General features: G+C 65.2%; 21 protein-coding genes. 9 read left to right on the forward strand and 12 right to left on the reverse strand.

Annotated elements, in window-relative coordinates:
- Positions 1–77: 77 nt before the first annotated feature.
- From KYG_RS10275 to KYG_RS10310, 8 genes are all read right to left on the reverse strand, one after another.
- Entirely contained in the window at positions 78–1,139 is a 1,062-nt protein-coding gene (locus KYG_RS10275) for an ABC transporter permease (protein WP_008904825.1), read from the reverse strand.
- A 55-nt stretch (positions 1,140–1,194) separates the two neighbouring features.
- Positions 1,195–2,811 (reverse strand): ABC transporter ATP-binding protein, encoded by a 1,617-nt coding sequence (locus KYG_RS10280; protein WP_008904826.1) that lies wholly within the window; start codon positions 2,809–2,811, stop codon positions 1,195–1,197.
- The gene (locus KYG_RS10285) at positions 2,811–3,821 is read right to left on the reverse strand and encodes a BMP family protein (protein WP_008904827.1); all 1,011 of its coding nucleotides are present in this window, start codon (positions 3,819–3,821) and stop codon (positions 2,811–2,813) included. Before KYG_RS10285 ends, KYG_RS10280 begins: the two co-directional genes overlap by 1 nt.
- Before the next feature lie 297 nt (positions 3,822–4,118).
- On the reverse strand, positions 4,119–4,751 hold the full coding sequence (gene upp, locus KYG_RS10290) for a uracil phosphoribosyltransferase (protein ID WP_008904828.1): 633 nt from the start codon (positions 4,749–4,751) through the stop codon (positions 4,119–4,121).
- 40 nt (positions 4,752–4,791) lie between these two features.
- Positions 4,792–5,766 carry a threo-3-hydroxy-L-aspartate ammonia-lyase gene (locus tag KYG_RS10295; protein ID WP_008904829.1) on the reverse strand — a complete coding sequence of 325 codons (975 nt, stop codon included), beginning with the start codon at positions 5,764–5,766 and terminating at the stop codon, positions 4,792–4,794.
- A 144-nt stretch (positions 5,767–5,910) separates the two neighbouring features.
- Entirely contained in the window at positions 5,911–6,759 is an 849-nt protein-coding gene (locus tag KYG_RS10300; RefSeq protein ID WP_008904830.1) for an enoyl-CoA hydratase-related protein, read from the reverse strand.
- Between the two features lie 149 nt (positions 6,760–6,908).
- A complete protein-coding gene (locus tag KYG_RS10305; protein WP_008904831.1) occupies positions 6,909–7,697 on the reverse strand; it encodes a hypothetical protein in 789 nt (262 codons plus the stop codon).
- 315 nt (positions 7,698–8,012) lie between these two features.
- Positions 8,013–9,542: a helicase HerA-like domain-containing protein gene (locus KYG_RS10310; RefSeq protein WP_008904832.1), complete on the reverse strand. Its 1,530-nt coding sequence runs from the start codon at positions 9,540–9,542 to the stop codon at positions 8,013–8,015.
- Between the two features lie 80 nt (positions 9,543–9,622).
- On the opposite strand from KYG_RS10310, the gene KYG_RS10315 reads away from it, so the two are divergent.
- From KYG_RS10315 to rng, 7 genes are all read left to right on the forward strand, one after another.
- Positions 9,623–10,342: a YebC/PmpR family DNA-binding transcriptional regulator gene (locus KYG_RS10315; RefSeq protein WP_008904833.1), complete on the forward strand. Its 720-nt coding sequence runs from the start codon at positions 9,623–9,625 to the stop codon at positions 10,340–10,342.
- Between the two features lie 253 nt (positions 10,343–10,595).
- A complete protein-coding gene (gene purD / locus KYG_RS10320) occupies positions 10,596–11,873 on the forward strand; it encodes a phosphoribosylamine--glycine ligase (protein ID WP_008904834.1) in 1,278 nt (425 codons plus the stop codon).
- 142 nt (positions 11,874–12,015) lie between these two features.
- On the forward strand, positions 12,016–12,993 hold the full coding sequence (gene hemF, locus KYG_RS10325) for an oxygen-dependent coproporphyrinogen oxidase (protein ID WP_034694038.1): 978 nt from the start codon (positions 12,016–12,018) through the stop codon (positions 12,991–12,993).
- Positions 12,994–13,186: 193 nt separating this feature from the next.
- Positions 13,187–14,053, forward strand: a complete 867-nt coding sequence (rsfS, locus tag KYG_RS10330) for a ribosome silencing factor (RefSeq protein WP_008904836.1) — start codon at positions 13,187–13,189, stop codon at positions 14,051–14,053.
- A gap of 65 nt (positions 14,054–14,118) precedes the next feature.
- Positions 14,119–14,586: a 23S rRNA (pseudouridine(1915)-N(3))-methyltransferase RlmH gene (gene rlmH, locus KYG_RS10335; protein WP_008904837.1), complete on the forward strand. Its 468-nt coding sequence runs from the start codon at positions 14,119–14,121 to the stop codon at positions 14,584–14,586.
- Between the two features lie 99 nt (positions 14,587–14,685).
- On the forward strand, positions 14,686–15,300 hold the full coding sequence (locus KYG_RS10340) for a nucleoside triphosphate pyrophosphatase (protein ID WP_008904838.1): 615 nt from the start codon (positions 14,686–14,688) through the stop codon (positions 15,298–15,300).
- Positions 15,301–15,324: 24 nt separating this feature from the next.
- Positions 15,325–16,812, forward strand: a complete 1,488-nt coding sequence (rng, locus tag KYG_RS10345; RefSeq protein ID WP_008904839.1) for a ribonuclease G — start codon at positions 15,325–15,327, stop codon at positions 16,810–16,812.
- Positions 16,813–16,847: 35 nt separating this feature from the next.
- On the opposite strand, the gene KYG_RS10350 is transcribed toward rng, so the two are convergent.
- Positions 16,848–17,456, reverse strand: coding sequence for a glutathione S-transferase family protein (locus KYG_RS10350; RefSeq protein WP_008904840.1), 609 nt, complete (start codon positions 17,454–17,456; stop codon positions 16,848–16,850).
- Between the two features lie 93 nt (positions 17,457–17,549).
- Here KYG_RS10350 and KYG_RS10355 point away from each other — a divergent pair, with 93 nt between their 5' ends.
- Both KYG_RS10355 and KYG_RS10360 read left to right on the forward strand, forming a co-directional pair.
- The gene (locus KYG_RS10355) at positions 17,550–18,503 is read left to right on the forward strand and encodes a YafY family protein (RefSeq protein ID WP_034694041.1); all 954 of its coding nucleotides are present in this window, start codon (positions 17,550–17,552) and stop codon (positions 18,501–18,503) included.
- A 389-nt stretch (positions 18,504–18,892) separates the two neighbouring features.
- On the forward strand, positions 18,893–19,795 hold the full coding sequence (locus tag KYG_RS10360) for a DMT family transporter (protein ID WP_034694042.1): 903 nt from the start codon (positions 18,893–18,895) through the stop codon (positions 19,793–19,795).
- Positions 19,796–19,816: 21 nt separating this feature from the next.
- Here KYG_RS10360 and KYG_RS10365 read toward each other — a convergent pair whose 3' ends face one another.
- From KYG_RS10365 to KYG_RS10375, 3 genes are all read right to left on the reverse strand, one after another.
- Complete coding sequence (locus KYG_RS10365; RefSeq protein ID WP_008904843.1) at positions 19,817–20,989, reverse strand: pyridoxal phosphate-dependent aminotransferase; 1,173 nt, start codon at positions 20,987–20,989, stop codon at positions 19,817–19,819.
- 55 nt (positions 20,990–21,044) lie between these two features.
- A complete protein-coding gene (locus tag KYG_RS10370) occupies positions 21,045–21,986 on the reverse strand; it encodes a CysB family HTH-type transcriptional regulator (protein ID WP_008904844.1) in 942 nt (313 codons plus the stop codon).
- Positions 21,987–22,055: 69 nt separating this feature from the next.
- Positions 22,056–22,436: a sirohydrochlorin chelatase gene (locus KYG_RS10375; RefSeq protein WP_034694052.1), complete on the reverse strand. Its 381-nt coding sequence runs from the start codon at positions 22,434–22,436 to the stop codon at positions 22,056–22,058.
- Positions 22,437–22,458 lie beyond the last annotated feature (22 nt).

Raw genomic sequence — 22,458 nt, forward strand, 5'->3', positions numbered from 1 at the left:
CTGCTAGCGCTTGATGGATAAGCGCTAGAGGCCAATTTGGGTTGAAATTCTGGTGCGCGTGCTTGTTCATGGCGCTCTCATTTCCACCGCACACGGTATTGCGTGAGAAGCCCGGCCACCAGCACCGCAATCAGCGAGGTCGCAACGATTACATCCGCAATGTAGGTGGGCACACCCACCGCGCGGCTCATGCTGTCGGCCCCCACCAGCACGCCCGCCACAAAGGTGCCCGCTGCGATCACGCCCAGCGGGTGCAGCCCGGCCAGCATGGCGATCACGATGCCGCTGTAGCCGTAGCCCGGCGACATGTCGAGCGTTACATAACTCGTGCGGCCCGCCACCTCGATGGCGCCTGCCAGCCCGGCAAGCCCGCCCGAGAGCAGGGCGACCAGAACGACAGTGCGGGTGATGGGCACGCCTGCAAAGGCGGCAGCCCGCGCATTGGCCCCGGCAGCGCGAATGTCAAAGCCCGGCACCGTGCGCGCCAGCAGCGCCCACAGCATCACCGCCAGAGAGATGGCCCACAGCAGGCCGGTGTGCAGACGCGTCTGCGGCACCAGCTTGGAGAGTTCCAGGTCGCCCTGCAGCGCCACACTCTGCGGCCAGCCCATCGAGAGCGGGTCTTTCATCGGGCCATCGAGCAGGGCCGACACCAGCAGCAGCATGATGAAGTTGAGCAGCAGCGTGGTGACCACCTCGTCCACCCCCAGCCGCGCCTTCATCAGCGCCGGGCCCAGCAGCAGCGCGGCGCCCGCCAGCGCGGCGGCCAGCATCATCAGCGGAAAGAGCACGTAGGGAGACCACTCCAGCCCCGTGCCGCCATGCATGCCGCCCACAGCCACGGCGGCCAGCGCCCCGGCGTAGAGCTGCCCCTCGGCCCCGATGTTGAACAGCCGCGCGCGGAAGGCCACGGCGGCGGCCAGCCCGGTCAGGATCAGCGGCGTGGCGCGGGTGAGGGTTTCGGTCAGCGCGAACACCGAGCCGAACGCGCCTTGGAGCAGCAGCGCATAAGTGCGGCCGACCGGCGCCCCGGCCCACAGCACCAGCAGGCCGCTGATCAGCAGCGTGAACACCACGGCGCCCACCGGCGCCAGCACGTAGGCGGCGGGGGAGGTGTGGTTGCGTTTTTCGAGTCGCATGGGGTTGTTGCTTTTGGCGTGTTTTATTGATCCGGCATCCGTCCACACGAACCGTTCACGCTGAGCCTGTCGAAGCGCCACGCAGGGCTTCGACAGGCTCAGCCCGAACAGTGGGGGGAGCGCCCGCCATGGCCAGGCCGATGGCTTCGCGTGTCCAGTCTTCGGCGCGTCGCGCCTCGCTCAGTTGTCCGTCGTGCATGACGGCCACACGGTCCCCCAGGGCCAGCACTTCGTCGAGGTCGTCCGAAATCAGCAGCACCGCCGCACCGGCATCGCGCGCTGCAATGAGCTGCTGCTGCACAAACATCACTGCACCAATGTCCAGCCCCCAGGTCGGCTGGTGTGCCACGATGAGTTGGGGTGCGGGCGCTGTGTTGCCTGCATCGTCCTGCGGCGGCAACAGCGCCCGGCCCAGAATGAGCTTTTGCATGTTGCCGCCCGACAGCGACCGCGCGGGCGTATCCGGCCCGCCGCCGCGCACATCAAAGGTCTCGGCCACGCTCTGCGCATGCTGGCGCGCGGCGCGGCGTTTGACCCAGAAGGCGCGCAACCACGGGTGCGCAAACCAGGGGCCGCGCAGGCGTTCGGACACGGCGTTCTCCCACACCGGCAAGTCGCCCACCACGCCCACGGCGTGCCGGTCTTCGGGAATGCGGGCCACGCCCTGGCTCACCAGCCACGCGGGCCGGGCTTGCAGGGGGGCGCCACGCAGCGTGACCTGGCCGGCGGCGGCTGCACGCACGCCACACAACACATCGGCCAGCGCCACCTGGCCATTGCCGCTGACGCCTGCAATGGCCACGATCTCGCCTGCGCGCAGGGTGAGGGATACATCGTTCAGCCGGTCGCGCCCGGTGGGGGCGGTGCTGACGTTGCTCAGGGTGCAGATGGGCTCGCCCACGTTCTGCGCGGGGCGGCGTTCGGCCGCTTCGATCGCATGGCCCACCATCCACTGCGCCAATTGCCCTTGGGTCGTGCCCTGCGCTGGCGCCTCGGCCACCAGCTTGCCCTGGCGCAGCACGGCCACCCGGTGCGATACACGCAGTACCTCGCCCAGCTTGTGGCTGATAAAGATGATGGACAGGCCCTGCGCCACCATCTGTGCCAGGGTGTCGAACAGTGCCTCGCTCTCCTGCGGGGTGAGCACGGCAGTGGGTTCATCCAGGATCAGAATGTGGGCGCCCCGGTAGAGCGCTTTCAAAATTTCCACCCGCTGGCGCTCGCCCACCGAGAGACTGCCGACCTTCGCATCGGGGCTCACTGGCAGGCCAAACTGCTGCGACACGGCCAGCAGCTTGGCGCGTGCCTCGCTGCGGCGCGAAAAGGGCTGCCACAGCGGCTCGCTGCCCAGGAGCACGTTGTCCAGCACCGTGAGGTTGTCGGCCAGCGTGAAGTGCTGGTGCACCATACCAATGCCCGCAGCCAGCGCCGCACGCGGCTGGCCGGGGGGCAGGGGCCGGCCGAAGACTTCGATGCTGCCTTCGTCGGCCACGTAGTGCCCGAAGAGGATGGACATCAGCGTGGACTTGCCCGCGCCGTTTTCGCCCAGCAGGGCCAGCACTTCGCCGCGTGCGAGCGTCAGGCTGATGCTGTCGTTGGCAACGAGCTTTCCGAAGCGTTTGGTGATGCCCGACAGACGCAGAACGGGTGTGTCGTTCGCGCTCGCCGCCATCACTTGGCGGTGGACTTGGGCTGGCTGTCGTCCACCTTCACGGTGAACTTGCCCGCCAGGATGTCCGCCTCTTTTGCCTTGACCTTGGCCACGATGTCAGCGGGCACCTTCTTCTCGAACGTGCCCAAGGGGGAAAGTTCAGAGCCCTTGTGCTTCATCATCGAATACGGGCCGTAATCCTCGGCGGTGAACTTGCCTTCCTTCACCAGCTTGAGCGCGCGGTCGATGCTGGGCTCCATGTGCCAGATGGCCGAGGCGACCACGGTGTCGGGATACTGTGGCTGGGTGTCGATCACGTTGCCGATGGCGAGCTTGCCTTTTTCCTTGGCGGCGTCGCTTACGCCAAAGCGCTCGGCGTAGAGCACATCGGCGCCCTTGTCGATCATGGCGAAGGTGGCTTCCTTGGCCTTGGGTGGATCAAACCAGCTGTTGATGAAGGTGACGGTGAACTCGACCTTGGGGTTGGTTTCCTTGGCACCGGCCATGAAGGCGTGCATCAGGCGGTTGACCTCGGGGATGGGAAAGCCGCCCACCATGCCGATCTTGTTGGTCTTGGTCATGCCGCCGGCGATCATGCCGCTGAGGTACGCGGGCTCCTGGATGTAGTTGTCGAACACGCTGAAATTGGGCGCCTGCGGCTTGCCCGACGAGCCGAGCAGGAAGGAGGTCTTGGGAAAGTCCTTGGCCACCTTGCGGGCGGCGGCTTCCACCGCAAAGGCCTCGCCCACGATGAGCTGGTTGCCGCCGGTGGCGTACTCGCGCATCACGCGCTCGTAGTCGGCGTTGCTCACGTTTTCGCTGGCCTTGTATTCGATCTCGCCACGCGATTCTGCGGCCTTGAGCGCCTTGTGGATGCGGCTGACCCATTGCTGCTCGAAAGGCACCGTGTAGATCGCCGCAACCTTGAGCTTGGACTGCGCGAAGGCCAGAGAGGGCGCCATCGCCATGGCGGCAGATAGGGCCATGGAAGTGCAGAGCAGGCGTCCGGTGAAGATGCGGCGAGTGGTCATGGTGGGTCCTTCAGACAAGCGAACAAGGAGGTTGGGTGTGCTGCTACCAAGCAAGGAGCGCGCCAGTCGGTGGCTGTGTAACTGCAAACCAGCGGCAAGTCTGCCAGAGGAAAGCCACCAGTTGGTAAAAAAATGGTGCATGCGTGCAGCGCATCCGGAAACCAGACCGGGGCACCCCACCACGGTAGGGCTCCCAATTGGCAGATGCGCATCGCAGCGAGACCCGGTGATGAAAAAAAGCCACCGCTGGGCGGCAAGCCCTGCGGTGGCTGGTGCACGGGCGCTGCAGTTGTGCGCTTATTTGGTGCCAAAAATGCGGTCACCCGCATCGCCCAGGCCCGGCAGGATGTAGCCGTGGTCGTTCAGCTCGCGGTCGATGGCGGCGGTAAAGATCGGCACATCGGGGTGGGCCTTTTGCAGTGTGGCCACACCTTCGGGCGCGGCCAGCAGGCACACGAACTTGATGGAGCGGGGGTTGAGCTTCTTTAGGCGGTCCACACAGGCGGCGGCCGAGTTGCCGGTGGCCAGCATCGGGTCCACCACGATGATGTCGCGCTCGTCCATCTCGGACGGCATCTTGAAGTAATACTCCACGGGCTGCAGCGTGGCGGGGTCGCGATACAGGCCGATGTGGCCCACGCGGGCGCCGGGCACCACGTTGAGCATGCCGTCCAGAAACCCGTTGCCTGCGCGCAGGATGGAGACCAGCACCAGCTTCTTGCCGTCGATGACCTTGCCGGTCATGGTTTCCAGCGGGGTTTCGATCTCGATGTCCTGCAGCGGCATGTCACGCGTCACTTCGTACGCCATCAGCGTGGACAGCTCGCCCAGCAGGCGGCGAAAGCTGTTGGTGCTGGCGTCTTTCTTGCGCATCAGCGTGAGCTTGTGCTGGACGAGGGGATGGGTGATGACGGTGACGTTGCTGTTCATGGCCTGGCCTGTGTTTTTTTGGGGGGAGAAGCGGGCAAGTCTAATCTGCAAGAAACCGCGCGTAGCGCGACAGATCCACGTTGCCGCCACTGATCAGGATGCCCACCCGCTTGCCGCGCACGTCCACACTGCCATGCTGGGCACCGGCAAAGGCCAGGGCGCCTGTGGGCTCAACCACGAGTTTCATGCGTTCGGCAAAAAACCGCAGTGCCTCGACCAGTTGCGCATCGGTGGCGGTCACCATGTCGTCGGCCAGGCGCTGGATGATGGGGAAGGTGATTTGCCCCAGCGCCTGGGTTTGTGCGCCATCGGCAATGGTGTGGGGTGTGGGGATCTGCACGATGTGGCCGGCGCGCACCGACTGCTGGCCATCGTTGCCGGCTTCGGGCTCCACGCCCACCACGCGGCAATGCGGTGCCAGTGCCTCGGCAGCCAGCAGGCTGCCCGCCAGCAGGCCGCCGCCGCCCACGCAGACAAAGAGGTAATCCAGGTCCGGCACATCTTCCAGCAGTTCCTTGGCGGCCGTGCCCTGGCCCGCGATGACATGGGGGTGGTCAAACGGGGGCACCAGGGTCATGCCACGCTCCAGCGCCAGCTGGCGGCTGATGCCCTCGCGGTCTTCGGTGTAGCGGTTGTAGGTGACGACCTGGGCTCCGTATTGCCGTGTGGCCGCCATCTTGGAGGCGGGCGCGTCTGCGGGCATGACGATGACGGCGGGCATGTCCAGCATCCGGGCCGACAGCGCGATGGCCTGCGCGTGGTTGCCGGCCGAAAAGGCCAGCACGCCGCGCTCGCGCTGCTCATCGGTAAACTGGGCCAGGGTGTTGAAGGCGCCCCGGAACTTGAAGGCGCCGGTGCGCTGCAGGTTCTCGCATTTGAAGAACAGTTGAGCACCCAGTAGGTCGTCGGCGGTGGTGGAGCGCAGCACCGGCGTGTGGTGCGCCATGCCCTTGAGCCGGTGCGCGGCGGCGGCCACGTCGTCGTAGGTGGGCGGGGTGAGGCTGGGCAAGGTCATGGCGGCATCCCTGGTGGCGGGGCAAACGCTTGCCCCTTCAGCCCTCGGATGATAGCGGGTTGCCGCGTGGTTTCAATCCAAAATGGCCTTATGCGCTTGTGTGGCAAGCGCGAGCAGCTATAGATTTTGATGGTTGATGGCGGGTCAGCCCAGCTCGCTGAACCGTTGCAGCGGCGTCAGTGCCGGGAAGTCGCCCGCGCGCTTTTGCTTCATCGCCGTGACCGACTCGCGCACATGCTGGTTGCTCCAGATGGCGCCTTGCAGCCAGCCCATCTGGCGCAGGCTGTCTTCCACCGAATGGTCGCGCGCGTAGTTCACGGCCTGCTTGGTGCCCCAGATGGCCACAGGCGGCTTGCCGGCGATCTCTTGCGCACACTGCAGCGCGGCGGCCAGCATGGCCTCTTGTGTGTCGAACACCTCGTTGACCAGGCCGTAGCCAAGTGCTCTGGCTGCGCCCAGGCGGCGGCCGGTGTAGGCCAGCTCTTTCACCACGCCCAGCGGGATGAGCTTGGGCAGGCGCTGCAGGGTACCCACGTCGGCCACCATGCCAATGTTGATCTCCTGGATGCAAAAGAACGCGTCGGCCGTGGCGTACCGGATGCAGCCTGCCGTGACCATGTCCACCGCGCCGCCAATGCAGCCGCCCTGGATGGCCATGATCACGGGGATGCGCAGGTTGTCGATGCGGGTGAAGGTGGCCTGCATGTCGGTGAGCAGGTCGAAGATGGCGGCGCGGCCTTCGGGGCTCTGGTCGTCCATGGTGATGGCGCCGCCAAAGGTCTCGAGCGCCATGCCAGCACTGAAGTGCTTGCCCGTGCTGCTGATGACCAGCGCCCGCGCCTCGCCCCCTTGGTGCAGCCGGGCAAGCACCGCGTCCAGCTCGCGCCAGAACGTGGGGTGCATGGTGTTCATGGCCTCGGGTTTGTTCAGAACCAGATGGGCTACGTGGTCAGTGATGCTGAGGGAAAAGCAGGTGAGGGCAGGGGTATTCATGGGGTGCCACTGTAGACCTGCTGGCGCGCGCCGTGTCGTCGCCTGGGCGACTTTGGGTGTTTTTGGCCTCTGGCGCTTATCCATAAAGCGCCAGCAGCTATCAATTCAGGAGTTCAAGGCTGCGCTGATGCCGCCTTTGTCGGCGCAACTCAGTCCCCACCGCCGCCGCAACCGCCGCCATCTCCGCCCCCGTCGGAGCTGTCGGCCCCGCCGAAATCCCCTGAACTGCCGCTGTGGCTTCCGTCCGAAAAGCTGGTGCCGCAGTAGGTGCCGCCACCAGTGCCCCCCGCATCGCTTTTCTGGCCGATGTCGGAGCAGTCCGGCACATACGTGAAGCCGTTGGGGATGGCGAATTTGGCATCGAGCGCAAACAGGAGCGGCAGGCGGCTGGGTGCCTTCGGGTCGATCGACTCCTCCTTGCACGCCCAGTACCAGGCGCGGCGCAGCCCATCGTTGTGGCGGGCCTTCGGGCCCAGCGCCTCGGCGGGCGTGTGGTGCAGGAAGAAGCCCAGCGCGTCGCGGCACCAGTGTTTGTAGGCCTGGGTGTGCAGGATGAACTCGTGCCACAGCGCATCCACCGCGCGGGACGGCATGGCCACAAACTGCCTGTTGCTGTGCACGCAGGCAAGGAAGAACTGGCGCAGCCCGCGTTCGACGAGTTCGCAGTCGCGCGGGCTCAGGTGGGGGTAGGTCTCGCGCAACTTGCGCTGCAGAAAGCGGGGCAGGGGGGCTTCACGGATGTGGCGCCGGTGCATTGATTGCGCCCACTGGAGAACGAGTACGGAGAGCACTACCGTGCAGAACAGGTAAAAAAGCCAGATCCCGTGGAACCGCCAGACGGCTGCGAATATTCCGACGAAGGCCAGTGCCCAAGCCCCGACGGCGATCAGCCTGATGTTGTCCCCCACGCGCATCAGCAGGTATTCGAATCGTGTCATCGCTCCTCCTTCTTGTTGTTATGTCTGGCGATTTCACGACCGTTGTATGACTGTTGGATGACACTTTTTGATGTGTCGTCGAATTGTCACGCGCGCACCCGCCAGCCCGGCACGGGCGGGCTGGAAGCGTGGTGGGGGAGAAATGATGAGCGGCGGGGGGAATCGCTCGACGCGGGGCGCGCGCTTTTGGTTGGCGCGCGCGAAGGGGGTGGAGGGTGCGGCGCCACACCCAAGGCTTGTGGATGACCCGCAAACGCCGTGCGGCCCGTCCTGATCCGCGTTGCCGGAGACACGCGAGGGTGATGCAGGTGGTCCTTAACGGCGCTTGCTGCCGCCAAAGATGCTGCCCAGCACACCGCGCAGGATTTCACGCCCCAGGGTGGTGCCCATGGTGCGCACGGCGGATTTGGCCATGGTCTGGGCCAGACCATCCCGCTTTCCGCCCCGCGGGCCGGTGCTGCCAAACAGCACATCGTTCAGCCCGCCCATCAGGCCGCCGCCGTCGCCATCGGCCGCCGCCCCCGTGGGGCCCGCCTTGCCGTTGTCCGCGGCCTGCGTGGCGGCGTCCTGGGCGCGGCCCTTGAGTTTTTCATAGGCGGACTCGCGGTCCACCATCTTTTCGTACACACCCGCCACCAGCGAACTGGCCATGAGCGCCTGGCGCTGCTGCGGCGTGATGGGGCCGAGCTGGCTGCCCGGGGGCAACACGAACACACGCTCGGTCACGCTGGGGCGACCCTTGGCGTCCAGAAAACTCACCAGCGCCTCGCCCACGGCCAGTTCGGTGATGGCGGTCTCGATGTCCAGCCCAGGCTTTTGCCGCATGGTGGTGGCCGTGGCTTTGACGGCCTTCTGGTCGCGGGGGGTGAAGGCGCGCAGCGCGTGCTGCACGCGGTTGCCCAGCTGGGCCAGCACGCTGTCGGGGATGTCCAGCGGGTTCTGCGTGACGAAGTACACCCCCACGCCTTTGGAGCGCACCAGGCGCACCACCAGCTCGATGCGCTCGATGAGCACCTTGGGCGCCTCGTTGAACAGCAGGTGCGCCTCATCAAAGAAGAACACCAGCTTGGGCTTTTCGGGGTCGCCGATCTCGGGCAGCGTCTCGAACAACTCGGACAGCATCCACAACAGAAAGGTGGCGTACAGCCGTGGCGAGTTCATGAGCCTGTCGGCCGCCAGGATGTTGACCACACCATGCCCGTTGGTGTCGGTCTGCATGAAGTCCTGGATGTCGAGCATGGGCTCGCCAAAGAACTTGTCGCCGCCCTGCTGCTCGATCTGCAGCAGGCCGCGCTGGATGGCGCCCACGCTGGCGGCACTGACGTTGCCGTATTCGGTGGTGAACTCCTTGGCGTTGTCACCCACGTACTGCAGCATGGCACGCAGGTCTTTCAGGTCCAGCAGCAGCAGGCCGTTGTCGTCGGCAATCTTGAACACCAGGTTGAGCACGCCCAGCTGCGTCTCGTTCAGGTTGAGCATGCGGCCCAGCAGCAGCGGGCCCATGTCGGAAATGGTGGCGCGCACCGGGTGGCCCTGCTCTCCAAACACGTCCCACAACGTGGTGGGGCAGGCCAGCGGGGTGGGGAGGGGCAGCCCACGGTCCTTGAGCACCGCCGCCAGCTTGTCGCCGATCTTGCCGGGCTGGCTGGCACCTGTGAGGTCGCCTTTCACGTCCGCCATGAACACCGGCACGCCGATGCGCGAGAAGTTCTCGGCCAGGGTCTGCAAGGTCACGGTCTTGCCCGTGCCGGTGGCGCCGGTGACAAGCCCGTGGCGGTTGGCCAGGCCAGGGAGCAGGTGGCATTCAATGGTGTCGTGCTTGGCAATCAGCAGGGGTTCGGCCATTTCGGGTTTCCTCGGAGATCGGTGGCGGGCAAAAAGTAAAATCGCGCCCACTAGATTAAATCAATACAAAAGGACTTCCCGTGGCAGGACACAGCAAATGGGCGAATATCCAGCACCGCAAAGGGCGCCAGGATGAAAAACGCGGCAAGATCTGGACCCGCATCATTCGTGAAATCACTGTGGCTGCCCGCTCGGGCGGCGGCGACCTGTCGGCCAACCCCCGCCTGCGCCTTGCGGTGGACAAGGCCAAAGCGGCCAACATGCCCGCCGACCGCATCAAATACAACATCGACAAGGCCACGGGCAACGCCGAAGGCCTGACCTACGAAGAAATTCGCTACGAGGGCTATGGCATCGGTGGCGCGGCCATCATGATCGACACCATGACCGACAACCGGGTGCGCACCGTGGCTGAAGTGCGCCACGCATTCAGCAAGCACGGTGGCAACATGGGCACCGAGGGCTCGGTGGTGTTCCAGTTCAAGCACTGTGGCCAATTGATTTTTGCACCCGGCACCAGCGAAGACAAGGTGATGGAGGTGGCGCTGGAGGCGGGCGCCGAAGACGTGGTGACCGACGAAGACGGTGCGGTGGAGGTGTTGACCGCCCCGGCCGACTTTGAAGCCGTGAAGAACGCGCTGGAGGCCGCTGGCCTGACGGCCGAGGTGGCGGGCGTGACCATGCGGCCCGAGAACACCATCGAGCTGACCGGCGACGACGCCGCCAGGATGCAAAAGCTGCTGGATGTGCTGGAAGACCTCGACGATACGCAAGAGGTCTATCACAACGCTGCATTGTGAAGCTCCCCCTGAGGCGCTTCGCGCCTTCCCCCTCCGTCGCTGTGCTGCGCTTGCGGGAGGGGGACGCCACCAGCGCACGGAGCGTTAGCGACACGGAAGTGTCTTGGCGGCCCTTGCGCGGTGGCACTGGTCTGGGTCGCGCCAGTTTTGTCGGTTGTGGGTGTAGCACCCAGCGCGATGGGTTGCTGAGATAGTTTTTTACGAACCCCTGTGCTTTGGCTTTGTGCCAGGCAGGGGTTCACCAAAGGTTCCTATGAAAGTACTTGTGATTGGTGGCGGCGGCCGTGAACACGCGATGGCGTGGAAACTGAGCCAGTCCCCCAAGGTGACCAAGGTGTTTGTGGCGCCTGGCAACGGTGGCACCGCCTTGAACTCCAAGCTGGAAAATGTGGCGATCTCCGACGTGCGCGAGCTGCGCATGTGGGCGCAGGCCGAGAAAATCGCGCTGACGGTGGTGGGCCCCGAGGCGCCGCTGGCCGCCGGCGTGGTCGATGAGTTCCGTGCCAACAGCCTGCGCATCTTTGGCCCCACCAAGGCTGCGGCGCAGCTCGAGAGTTCCAAGGCGTTTTCCAAGGCCTTCATGCGCCGCCACGGTATCCCCACCGCCGACTACGACACCTTCACCGACCCGGCTGCCGCCCACGCGTTTGTGGACCGGCTGGGCGCGCCCATCGTCATCAAGGCCGACGGCCTGGCGGCAGGCAAGGGCGTGGTCGTGGCCATGACGCTGCAGGAGGCCCACGATGCCGTGGACTTCATGCTGGTGGACAACAAATACGGCGTGACCCACAACGAAGGTGGCGCGCGCGTGGTGATCGAGGAGTTCCTCGAAGGCGAGGAAGCCTCCTTCATCGTGCTGTGCGACGGCAAGAACGTGCTGGCGCTGGCCACCAGCCAGGACCACAAGCGCCTGAAGGACGGCGACGAAGGCCCCAACACCGGTGGTATGGGGGCCTATTCGCCCGCGCCGGTGGTCACGGCCGATGTGCACGCCCGCGCGATGCGCGAAATCATCCTGCCCACCATCCGTGGCATGGAAAAGGACGGCATTCCCTACACCGGTTTTCTGTATGCCGGCCTGATGATTGATGCCAAGGGGCATCCCAAGACGCTCGAATTCAATTGCCGCATGGGCGACCCCGAAACCCAACCCATTTTCATGCGCCTCAAAAGCGATTTGGCCGATGTGCTGGGTGCTGGCGCCGATGGGAAACTCGATCAGGTGGAACTGGAATGGGACCGTCGCACCGCTTTAGGCGTGGTCATGGCGGCCCTTGGCTACCCGGAAAACCCCCGCAAGGGCGACCCCATCACCGGCTTGCCCGCCGAGGCGGACGATGCCATGGTGTTCCATGCGGGCACACAGCTGAAAGACGGTGTGGTCAGCGTGACCGGTGGTCGGGTGTTGTGCGTGACCGTGCTGGCCGACAGCGTGAAGCAGGCGCAGCAACGTGCGTATGACGTGGCACGCGGCATTCACTTTGATGGTGCGCAGTACCGCCGCGACATTGGCTTCCGGGCGGTGAAATAGCCCCCCCTGAGTCGCCTGCGGCGCCTTCCCCCCACAGGGGGACAACGCCCTCGCTGCGGTGCGGCACTTGCTTGGCGTCCCTGGCCTGGGCCGCGCCAGTTTTACCGGCAGCGCATGGCGCCGATGGCAATGGATAACTGAAATGCAACAACCTGGATTGAATCCGGCCACTACCGTGGCGACCGTAAGCAGCTACTTGCAGGGCCTGCAGGCGCGCATCACCGATGCACTCGAAGCCGTGGAAGCCGCACAAGGCGAGGGCGGCGCCCGCTTTCTGGCCGACGCCTGGAGCAAACCGCCCGGCGAGATGCTGCAGGGCGACGGCATCACGAAGATCATGGAAGGCGGTCTGGTGTTTGAACGCGCGGGCTGTGGCTTCAGCCATGTGCGCGGCCCCCAGCTTCCGCCGTCGGCCACGCAGCATCGGCCAGAGCTGGCGGGGGCCCCGTTCGAGGCCATGGGCGTGTCGCTGGTGTTCCACCCGCGAAATCCATATGTGCCCACCGTGCACATGAACGTGCGCATGATCGCGGCCGGCCACCCCGGCCAGGCGCCGACCTGCTGGTTTGGCGGTGGCATGGACCTCACGCCGTACTACGGCTTTGAGGAAGACGCAGTGCACTTTCACCGCACGTGCCGCGATGCATTGGCGCCTTTTGGCGATGACAAGTACCCGCGCTTCAAGCAGTGGTGCGACGAATACTTCTACCTCAAGCACCGCAGCGAGCAGCGCGGCGTGGGGGGCGTGTTCTATGACGACTTCTCGGAACTGGGCTTCGAGCAGAGCCTGGCCATGACGCAGTCGGTGGGCGACGCGTTCTTGAGCGCCTATCTGCCCATCGTCGAGAAACGCCAGGGCACTGCTTACGGCGAGCGCGAACGCGACTTCCAGCTCTACCGCCGCGGGCGCTACGTGGAGTTCAACCTGGTGTGGGACCGCGGCACGCACTTTGGCTTGCAGTCGGGCGGGCGCACCGAGTCGATCCTGCTCTCCATGCCGCCGCTGGTGTCGTGGTCCTACCAGCGCGCTGACGCTGCCGACTCGGCTGAAGCCGACCTCACGCAGCGCTTTCTGGTGCGGCGCGACTGGCTCGCAGATGGGGCCGTCACCACGCCCTGAATGCTGCGAGAAGCGCAAAAGCTATAATTTCAATAGCTGCCTGCGCTTTTCAGATGAGCGCCAGAGGCCAAAAACACCTCACATTGCTGCAGCGCCCCAGCACGACACCCGCGCAACACCCAAGGCTCAGCCCGCTGGCTGTGCGCTGCGTTGCACGCTATATTGATTCCATTCCCTTTCTAATCACCGCCTGATGACCACCTCCACCAAATCGGAAACCGCCGCCAAAAAAGACGTTACGAAACTCCAGCGCGCCATCGTTGATGGCCTGGAGGACGTCAAGGCGCAAGACATTCAGGTCTTCAACACCGAGCATCTCTCGCCGCTGTTTGAACGCGTGATCGTGGCATCGGGCACCTCCAACCGCCAGACCAAGGCCCTGGCCGCCAGCGTGCGCGACGCGGTGAAAGAAGCGGGCTTTACCAAGCCGCGCATCGAAGGCGAAGACAACGGCGAATGGATCATCGTGGACTGCGGCGCGGCCGTGGCGCACATCATGCAGCCCGCCATCCGCCAGTACTACCGACTGGAAGAGCTGTGGGGCGACACGCCCGTGCGCCTGAAGCTGGGTGCCGCCAAGCCGGTCTCCAGCGCTGCCACCGAACTGGCCGAGAAGAAATCGGCCCAGAAGGCTGCCAAGTCGGACGCCAAGGCCGCTGGCAAGGCGCCCGCCAAGAAGGCAGCCGCGGCACCTGCGGTGCCTGCGCGATCGGGCAAAGCCACGGTGAAGGCCGTTGCCAAGACAGCCGCCAAGCCGGTAGCCGCTGCCTCCAAATCTGCTCCAAAGCCCGCAGCCAAAACAACAGCCAAAGCGCCCGCCAAAGCCCCCGCAAAGAGCAGCAGCACGGCCAAGGCCACACCGGCCAAAACTACCGCAAAGCCAACCACTGCTGCCAAGAAGCCGGCGGCCACCAAGGCACCGATCAAGACCGTGGTGGTCAAGCCATCGGCTCCCCGCGGCAAATCCGCAGCTGCTGCCAAGGCGGGTGCCAAGCCCACCGCAGCACGTGGCGGCGCTGCCGCCAAACCTGCAGCCAAGAGGGCACCGGGCCGCAAGTGATTGCAGCCTTGGTCCATCGACGGCCCTCCCGCACCCGCTCACCCGCGCACCGCGCCTGAGTTGCCATGAAGCTGCTGATCGTGGCCGTGGGCCAGCGCGTGCCCGACTGGGCGCAGACCGCCTACGACGATTACGCCAAACGGTTTCCCCCGGAGCTCAAGGTCGAGCTCAAAGCCGTCAAGACGGAGCCGCGCGGCTCCAAGACGCTGGAGACGCTGTATGCCGCCGAGCGTGAGCGCATCGAATCGGCCATCCCCCGTGGCACGCGCGTGGTGGCGCTGGACGAACGCGGCACCAACCTCACCACCAAGGCCCTGGCAGAACGCCTGAAAGGCTGGCAGCTGGGCGGCGACGATGTGGCGCTGGTCATCGGCGGGCCGGATGGACTGGACCCCGCCTTTCGGCAGGCGGCGCACGAACGCATCCGCCTGTCGGATCTGACCTTGCCCCACGCCATGGTGCGCGTGCTGCTCATCGAGCAGCTGTACCGCGCCTGGTCCGTGAATGCCGGGCACCCCTACCACCGCGAATGAGGTGGTGCCAGCGGGTGTGCTGATGCGTTACTATTTTATTGATAGCTACTAGCGCATGATGGATAAGCGCTAGAGCCGATTTTGACCATAAATCTGTTCATGCCTGACTTCATCTACCTCGCCTCCCAAAGCCCGCGCCGCCGTCAGCTGCTTGAACAACTGGGCGTGCGCCACGAGCTGCTGTTGCCCAATGTGGAGGGCGACGAGGCCGAAGACGCCGAGGCCATCGAGGTAGTGCTGCCCGGCGAAGCGCCCACGGCCTATGTGGAGCGCGTGACCGCCCTCAAGCTTGATGCCGCTGTGGCCCGGCGCGCAAGGCGCCAATTGCCGCAGGCGCCCATCCTGTGCTCGGACACCACAGTGGCGCTGGGCCGCACCATCTACGGCAAGCCCGATGATGCCGCCCATGCGGCGTGCATGCTGGCCGAGCTGGCGGGCCACGAGCACCGTGTGCTCACCGCCGTGGCGCTGCAAGTGGGTCCCAAGCGCCTTTCGGCGCTGTCGGTGTCGCGTGTCACGTTTGCTGCCATGACGCCCGCGCAGATCGATGCCTACGTGGCCAGCGGCGAACCGCTGGGCAAGGCGGGTGCCTATGGCATCCAGGGCCGTGCAGCGGCCTATGTGGAGCACATGGCGGGCAGTTATTCGGGCATCATGGGCCTGCCCATGTACGAGACGGCGCAACTGCTGCGTGCGGCGGGCTTCCCTCTATAAGCAAAAGAACATGGTGACGCTGTCATGCAACAAGACATCCTGATCAACTGGTCGCCCCAGGAAACCCGTGTGGCTGTGGTGGAGCATGGCGCCGTGCAGGAGCTGCATGTGGAGCGCACGCTGGAGCGTGGCCTGGTGGGCAACGTCTATCTGGGCAAGGTTTCGCGCGTCTTGCCCGGCATGCAGTCGGCCTTTATCGACATTGGCCTGGAACGTGCTGCGTTTTTGCATGTGGCCGATGTGTGGCAGCGCCAGCCAGACGGCGAGCCGCCTGCATTCGCCCGCAAGAACGAGCCGCAGGTGCCGATTGAAAAGCAGGTGTTCGAGGGACAGTCGCTCATGGTGCAGGTCATCAAGGACCCGATTGGCACCAAGGGCGCGCGGCTGTCCACGCAGATCAGCGTGGCCGGGCGCCTGCTGGTGTTCTTGCCGCAGGACGACCATGTGGGCGTGTCGCAGAAGATTCCGCCCGCCGAGCGTGATGCCCTGCGCGCGCGGCTGCAGGCGCTGGTGGGCGACAAATCCACGGGCGGTGGCGGCGGCTTCATCCTGCGCACCAACGGTGAGGATTCGACCGATGCCGAACTGGCCGAAGACATTGCCTACCTGCGCAAGACCTGGGCGCGCATCAAGGAGGCATCTCTCAAGCTGCCCGCCATGTCGCTGCTGCACCAGGACCTGGATCTGCTGCAGCGCGTGCTGCGCGATCTGGTGGGCGACCACACGCAGACCATCCGTATCGATTCGATGGAGCAGTTCCAGCGCCTGCGCGCGTTTGGTCAGGAATTCATGCCCGCTGCCGTGGGCAAGCTGCAGCATTACAAGGGCGAGCGGCCCATCTTTGACCTGTATTCCATCGACGAGGAAGTGGCCAAGGCCCTGGGCCGCCGGGTCGATCTGAAATCGGGCGGCTACCTCATCGTGGACCAGACCGAGGCGCTCACCACCATCGACGTGAACACCGGTGGCTATGTGGGCGCACGCAATTTTGACGACACGATCTTCAAGACCAACCTGGAGGCCGCCCAGGCCATTGCGCGCCAGCTGCGCCTGCGCAATCTGGGCGGCATCATCATCGTGGACTTCATCGACATGGTGCGCGACGACCACCAGCAGGCCGTGCTGGCAGAGTTCAAAAAACAGCTCGCCCGCGACCGCGTGAAGACCATGGCGGGCGGCTTCTCGCAGCTGGGCTTGGTGGAGATGACGCGCAAGCGCACCCGCGAATCCCTGGCCCACATGTTGTGCGAGCCCTGCGAAGCCTGCCAGGGCAAAGGTAGCGTGAAGACCGCGCGCAGCGTGTGCTACGACATCCTGCGCGAGATCCTGCGCGAAGCCCGCCAGTTCAACCCGCGCGAGTTCCGCGTGGTGGCTTCACCCCGTGTGGTGGAGCTGTTTCTGGACGAGGAAAGCCAGCACCTGGCCGGCCTCTCGGACTTCATCAGGAAGCCGATCTCGCTGCAGTCAGAAAGTGCGATGGGGCAGGAGCAGTACGACATCGTGCTGCTGTAGGCCGCGGCCGCCTGTGTGACAGCCATGGGCCTCGGTCAGGCGTCGATCTGCATCGCAGGGCGCGCCTGTACCCGGTCCAGCCAGGCCTGCACATGCGGGTGCGCATGGACGGGCGCGCCCAGGTACACGCTGTAGCCCAGCACCGAGCCCACTACTAAATCCACCAGCGAATAGTCGGCACCCAGCATCCAGGGTTGCAGGACCAGCCGGGCGTCCAGCACTTCCAACAGCTCGTTCAGCTGACGCATGACTGCTTCTGCCTGGGCGGTGTTGCGCCACACCTCTTCGCCCTGGGTGGCGACATGCAGGCGCCCCACCAGCGCGCCATAGGTCACATACGACCACGTGCACCACGACAGGGCCTGCAACGCCTCGGGTGTGCCGCCTGCGGGCCACAGGCCACGGTCCACACCATAGCGATGGCCCAGCCACAAATGGATGGCCAGGGCTTCGAACATGGGCGCGCCGTCCACCGTCAACGTGGGCACCTTGCCGTTCGGGTTGAGGGCCAGGTACTCCGGGCGGCGCTGTTCGCCGGTGCGGATGTCGATCTTCACGCGCTCATGCGGCACACCCAGTTCGGTGAGGGCGCATGCGATAGGGGTGGCGCTGGACATGGGGTGCCAGTAAAGGACGATGGACATGGAGAACTCCTTGGTAGTGGTGGAAAAAAGGTGGAGTCACTGTAAGAATCATTGCGGACAATTTCAGTCCTCGATCCACCGTACAGTGGCGCCATGCTGACCTCCTCAATCCGACTGTTGCGCCTGCTGTCTCTATTGCAAACCCGCAGCCACTGGATGGGGCCCGAACTTGCCGAACGCCTGGAGGTGCACCCGCGCACGCTGCGGCGCGACATCGACCGCCTGCGCCAATTGGGCTACCCGGTGCAGGCCAGCAGTGGCGTGGCGGGCGGGTATGCCTTCCGCGCGGGGCAGGCGTTGCCGCCATTACTGCTGGACGACGATGAAGCGCTAGCCGTGTCGATTGCGCTGCGCACCGCCACTGCGGGTGCCGTGGGCGGCATTGAAGAACCCGCCTTGCGCGCCTTGGTGAAACTGGAGCACGCCATGCCCCTGCGGCTGCGCGAACAGGTGGACGCGTTGCGCTCCACCATCCTGCCGCTGGACCGCACCGGGCCGGTGGTGGAAGCCTCGCTGCTGGCCACGCTGGCGTCGGCCTGCCGCGACCAGTTGCGGCTCGGGTTCTCGTACGAGGACGGCAAGGGGCGCACCACCCAGCGCACGGTGGAGCCGCAGGGCGTGGTGCACACGGGCATGCGCTGGTACCTGGTGGCCTGGGACTGCGGCCGCAGCGACTGGCGCACCTTCCGCATCGACCGCATGGTGGCAAAGCTGGAAGTCGGCGCGCATTTCACGCCGCGCCCCGGGCCGGATGGCGGAGATCTCAAGGCCTATGTGGCGCGCTCCATCACTTTGGCGCCGCATGCCGACCAGGCCCGGGTGGTGCTGCTCGCACCTTACGCAGAAATGGCGCGCCGCATTCCGCCGTCAGCGGGCGTGGTCACGGCGCTGGGGAATGGGCAGCGGTGCCAGCTGGAATGCGCCGCCAGTGATGCGCTGGTGTTCTGGCTCATGGCGCTGGAGGTCGATTTTGAGGTGCTGGCACCTGTGTCGCTGAGGGAGCGCCTGCGCGTGGCGGGCGAGCGGGCGTTGCGATGCACGCGGTGAGCGGATTGGGACTTTGGCGCCCACCGGTAACCCATCTCTGGGGCCGTCGCTGCTCTATGGTGAATGTTCGGTCCATATCCACCAATATCCACCTCTATGACGCGTGGCACGGGCAGGGACAGTTTTAAAGTGCTTCAAAATATATAGCTACTAGCGCTTTACGGGCGTGCGCTAGAGGCCAATTCGTTGCAAAACTTCTATCTGAGCCAGCGTTGCAGAGGTCGGCCTGGCCCTCGTTGTCCCCGCGGCACGTGAGCTCGCAGCGAGAACTTGCTCAAGGTGCGATCATGGGCACCCCGCGCCTTTTTGCTGTGCCCCGCCATCGCTCTTCCAGCTTCTATGGTTTCTGCGACGGTCGCGCGCTTCGGCACATTCCGTTCCTATTTCTCATGACCCAGGCCACTCCGCTTCGTCCACGCGCTTCCAGTCAGCTCGATTCCCTCGTCCCTCTGCTGTTTGTGGCGCTCTGGAGCACCGGTTTTATCGGCGCCAAGCTGGGGCTGCCGTTTGTGGAGCCGCTGACCTTTCTGGCGCTGCGGTTTGCCATCGTCATCGTGCTCATGCTCGCGGTGGTCGCCGTGGCGCGTGCGCCGTGGCCGCCAACGGGCAGGGCCTGGCTGCACATCGGGGTGTCGGGCCTGCTGGTGCACGGCGTGTACCTGGGCGGGGTGTTCATGGCCATCGGGCATGGGCTGCCGTCGGGCATCACGGCGCTGGTGGTGGGGTTGCAGCCACTGCTGACCGCCCTGGTGGCCGGGGCTTTGCTGGGCGAGAAGGTGCGGCCGGCCCAGTGGGCGGGCCTGGCCCTGGGCTTTACCGGCGTGGCGCTGGTGGTGGCCGGCAAGGTGGCCACCGTGCCGGCCGGAGCGCTGTTGGGCATGCTGCTGCCCGCTGTGGTCGCGCTGCTGGGCATCACGGCCGGCACGCTGTACCAAAAGCGGTTCTGCCCCTCGTTCGACTTGCGCACGGGCTCCGTCATTCAGTATCTGCCCTGTGCGGTGGCGATGGCTGCGGCCGCCTACGCCACCGAATCCATGGCCATATCGTGGACCGGCAAATTTGTGTTTGCGCTGGGGTGGCTGGTGCTGGTGCTCTCGCTGGGGGCCGTGAGCCTGCTGAACCTGCTCATTCGCCGGGGCGGCGCGGTGAACGTGGCCAGCCTGTTTTACCTGACCCCGCCCACCACCGCGCTGATCGCCTGGGCGATGTTTGGCGAGACGCTCAGCGGCTGGGCGCTGGTGGGGATGGCGTTGGCAGTGGCGGGGGTGTGGCTGGCGCGGCAGACGAGGTAGGGCCTCAATAGGCCCTGCAGATCAGAGCTTGCGCAGCCGCTCCAGCGCTGCACGCAGCGTTTCGTCCTTCTTGGCAAAGCAGAACCGCACCACCCGCTGGTCAAACCCGTCGCCATAGAACGCCGACAGCGGAATCGCCGCCACGCCCACCTCACGGGTGAGCCACTGGCAGAAATCGGCCTCGTTCAAATCGCTGATGGCCGAGATGTCCACGCACTGGAAGTAGCTGCCGGTGCTGGGCAGCAGCTTGAAGCGCGAGCCCTCCAAACCTTGGCGGAACAGGTCGCGCTTGGCCTGGTAGAACGCGGGCAGTTGCAGGTAGGGCGTGGGGTCTTGCAGGTAGGCAGCCAGGCCGTGCTGCATGGGCGTGTTGACGGTGAACACGTTGAACTGGTGCACCTTGCGGAACTCGGCCGTCAGGGCGGCGGGGGCCGCCACGGTGCCGACCTTCCAGCCCGTGACGTGGAAGGTCTTGCCAAAGCTCGACACGATGAACGCGCGGGCAGCCAGGCCTGCAAAGCGCGCGGCGCTCTGGTGCTCGGCGCCGTCGAACACCATGTGTTCGTACACCTCGTCGCTGATGAGCAGGATGTCGGTGGGCGCCAGCAGGTCCTCCAGCTGGCGCATTTCCTCGGCCGTCCAGATGGTGGCGCTGGGGTTGTGCGGGCTGTTGATGAGGATGGCGCGGGTGCGGGGCGTGATGGCCGCGCTGATCCTGGCGAAGTCGGGCCGGAAGGTGCCGGGTGTGAGCGGCACGCGCACCGCCTTGCCACCGGCCAGCTCGATGTTGGGCACATAGCTGTCGTAGCAGGGGTCGAGCACGATCACCTCGTCGCCAGCATGCACGATGGCCAGGATGGCGGTGATGATGGCCTGCGTGGCGCCAGCGGTGATGGTGATTTCGGTGTTGGGGTTGTAGGCGCGGCCGTGCAGCGCCTCGATCTTGCGGGCCACGGCCTCGCGCAGCGCCGGGATGCCAGGCATGGGCGGGTACTGGTTGTGCCCGGCCTGCATGGCGGCGGTGACGGCGTTCACCAGGTCGGGGGCGCATTCAAAGTCTGGAAAGCCCTGGCCCAGGTTGACGGCCTTGTGTTCGGTGGCCAGGGCCGACATCACGGTGAAGATGGTGGTGCCGACGTGGGGCAGCTTGCTGGGGAAGGCTGGGGTGCGGGCGGCAGCGTTAGCTTGGGTCATGGCGCAACAACGTAAAAATCAAAGGTGTTTCAGGGGCAGGTGGATCACGACGCAATCACAGCTCGTAGTCGTTGACATGGCCGGTCATCGCGCGGGCGATAAGGTCGCGGCTCAGGCGGTCGCTGAGCAGTTCGGCAAACTTGTAGACAAAATTGCGCAGGTAAGCGCTGCGTTTGAAAGCCACACGGGCCACGCTTTGGCCAAAAAGGTGCCCCACCGGGCGCACGGCCAGGTCGCCCACCGGGTCGTCGCGCATGGCCATCTCGGCCACGATGCCGATGCCCAGGCCCAGGCGCACGTAGGTCTTGATCACGTCGGAGTCGATGGCTTCGAGCACGATGCGGGGCGTGAGCTTGCGCGCCGCAAAGGCGTGGTCGATCTTGCCCCGGCCGGTGAAGGAGGGGTGGTAGGTGATGAGGGATTCGTGGGCCAGGTCGTCCAGGCCGATGCGTTCCTTTTGCGCCAGCGGGTGGTCGTTGGGCACGACCAGCACGTGCTGCCATTCGTAGCAGGGCAGGGTGACGAGGTCGGGGTAGTCGGCCAGCGATTCGGTGGCCATGCCGATCTCGGCCACTTCGTCGATCACCATGCGCGCCACCTCGTGCGGTGTGGCCTGGTGCAGGCTGATGTTGACCTTGGGGTAGGCCTCGCGCAGCCGGGCCACAGGCACCGGCAGCACATAGCGGGCCTGGGTGTGGGTGGTGGCGATGCTCAAGGTGCCGCTGTCCTGCGCGCTGAACTGCTCGCCAATGCGCTTCAGGTTACCCACCTCGCGCATGATGACTTCAATGCTTTTGAGCACGTGCTGGCCGGGCTCGGTGATGCGCTTGAGGCGTTTGCCGTGGCGGGCAAAGATGTCCACGCCCAATTCTTCTTCCAGCTCGATGATGGCTTTGGAGACCCCGGGCTGCGAGGTATGCAGGGCCTTGGCGGCCTCGGTCAGGTTGAGGTTGCGGCGCGCCGCCTCTTGAACGAAGCGGAATTGGTGCAGGTTCATATCTGATATCGCCTAAAGGGTTGCATCATTATGCTGCAACCGTCTAAGCGATTCGATGAAAACTCCACGTCAGTTGGGTGGGGCCTCGCAAGCAATTTCGGCCATCAATGCCGTCATGCGCGGGTCTTCGCCAATGGCAGCCTGCACATGAAATTCAATAGCCGGGTGGGTGTTGCGCAAATCCTGCACCAGCAGGGGGAGGTCTTCCCGGGCATGCTTGCCGGTGCCCAGGAACATGGGAACTACGGTGATCTGCGTTGCGCCCTGGGCCGCGAGTTGGCGGCAGGCATCGGCCAGCGATGGGGTGCACAGCTCCAGATAGGCACACACCACAAGCCGGTCGGGCTGCTGCGCAGCGATGCGCGCCGCTACCGCCTCCAGCGGCACGCGCCAAAGTACATCACGTGAACCGTGGGCAAACAAAATGATAGCTGCTTGCGCTTGCTGCATAAGCGTTAGAGGCCTAAAAGAC

Source organism: Acidovorax sp. NO-1 (assembly GCF_000238595.1).
GTDB lineage: Bacteria > Pseudomonadota > Gammaproteobacteria > Burkholderiales > Burkholderiaceae_C > Acidovorax.

Coding starts and splice junctions, on each gene's coding strand:
- KYG_RS10360 (WP_034694042.1), top strand. CDS start 18,893: ATGACCCAGGCCACTCCGCTTCGTCCACGCGCTTCCAGTCAGCTCGAT.
- KYG_RS10310 (WP_008904832.1), bottom strand. CDS start 9,542: ATGGCCGAACCCCTGCTGATTGCCAAGCACGACACCATTGAATGCCAC.
- rsfS (WP_008904836.1), top strand. CDS start 13,187: ATGACCACCTCCACCAAATCGGAAACCGCCGCCAAAAAAGACGTTACG.
- purD (WP_008904834.1), top strand. CDS start 10,596: ATGAAAGTACTTGTGATTGGTGGCGGCGGCCGTGAACACGCGATGGCG.
- KYG_RS10370 (WP_008904844.1), bottom strand. CDS start 21,986: ATGAACCTGCACCAATTCCGCTTCGTTCAAGAGGCGGCGCGCCGCAAC.
- KYG_RS10375 (WP_034694052.1), bottom strand. CDS start 22,436: ATGCAGCAAGCGCAAGCAGCTATCATTTTGTTTGCCCACGGTTCACGT.
- KYG_RS10295 (WP_008904829.1), bottom strand. CDS start 5,766: ATGACCTTGCCCAGCCTCACCCCGCCCACCTACGACGACGTGGCCGCC.
- KYG_RS10275 (WP_008904825.1), bottom strand. CDS start 1,139: ATGCGACTCGAAAAACGCAACCACACCTCCCCCGCCGCCTACGTGCTG.
- hemF (WP_034694038.1), top strand. CDS start 12,016: ATGCAACAACCTGGATTGAATCCGGCCACTACCGTGGCGACCGTAAGC.
- KYG_RS10355 (WP_034694041.1), top strand. CDS start 17,550: ATGCTGACCTCCTCAATCCGACTGTTGCGCCTGCTGTCTCTATTGCAA.
- KYG_RS10300 (WP_008904830.1), bottom strand. CDS start 6,759: ATGAATACCCCTGCCCTCACCTGCTTTTCCCTCAGCATCACTGACCAC.
- KYG_RS10305 (WP_008904831.1), bottom strand. CDS start 7,697: ATGACACGATTCGAATACCTGCTGATGCGCGTGGGGGACAACATCAGG.
- KYG_RS10350 (WP_008904840.1), bottom strand. CDS start 17,456: ATGTCCATCGTCCTTTACTGGCACCCCATGTCCAGCGCCACCCCTATC.
- rlmH (WP_008904837.1), top strand. CDS start 14,119: ATGAAGCTGCTGATCGTGGCCGTGGGCCAGCGCGTGCCCGACTGGGCG.
- KYG_RS10340 (WP_008904838.1), top strand. CDS start 14,686: ATGCCTGACTTCATCTACCTCGCCTCCCAAAGCCCGCGCCGCCGTCAG.
- KYG_RS10280 (WP_008904826.1), bottom strand. CDS start 2,811: ATGGCGGCGAGCGCGAACGACACACCCGTTCTGCGTCTGTCGGGCATC.
- KYG_RS10285 (WP_008904827.1), bottom strand. CDS start 3,821: ATGACCACTCGCCGCATCTTCACCGGACGCCTGCTCTGCACTTCCATG.
- rng (WP_008904839.1), top strand. CDS start 15,325: ATGCAACAAGACATCCTGATCAACTGGTCGCCCCAGGAAACCCGTGTG.
- upp (WP_008904828.1), bottom strand. CDS start 4,751: ATGAACAGCAACGTCACCGTCATCACCCATCCCCTCGTCCAGCACAAG.
- KYG_RS10365 (WP_008904843.1), bottom strand. CDS start 20,989: ATGACCCAAGCTAACGCTGCCGCCCGCACCCCAGCCTTCCCCAGCAAG.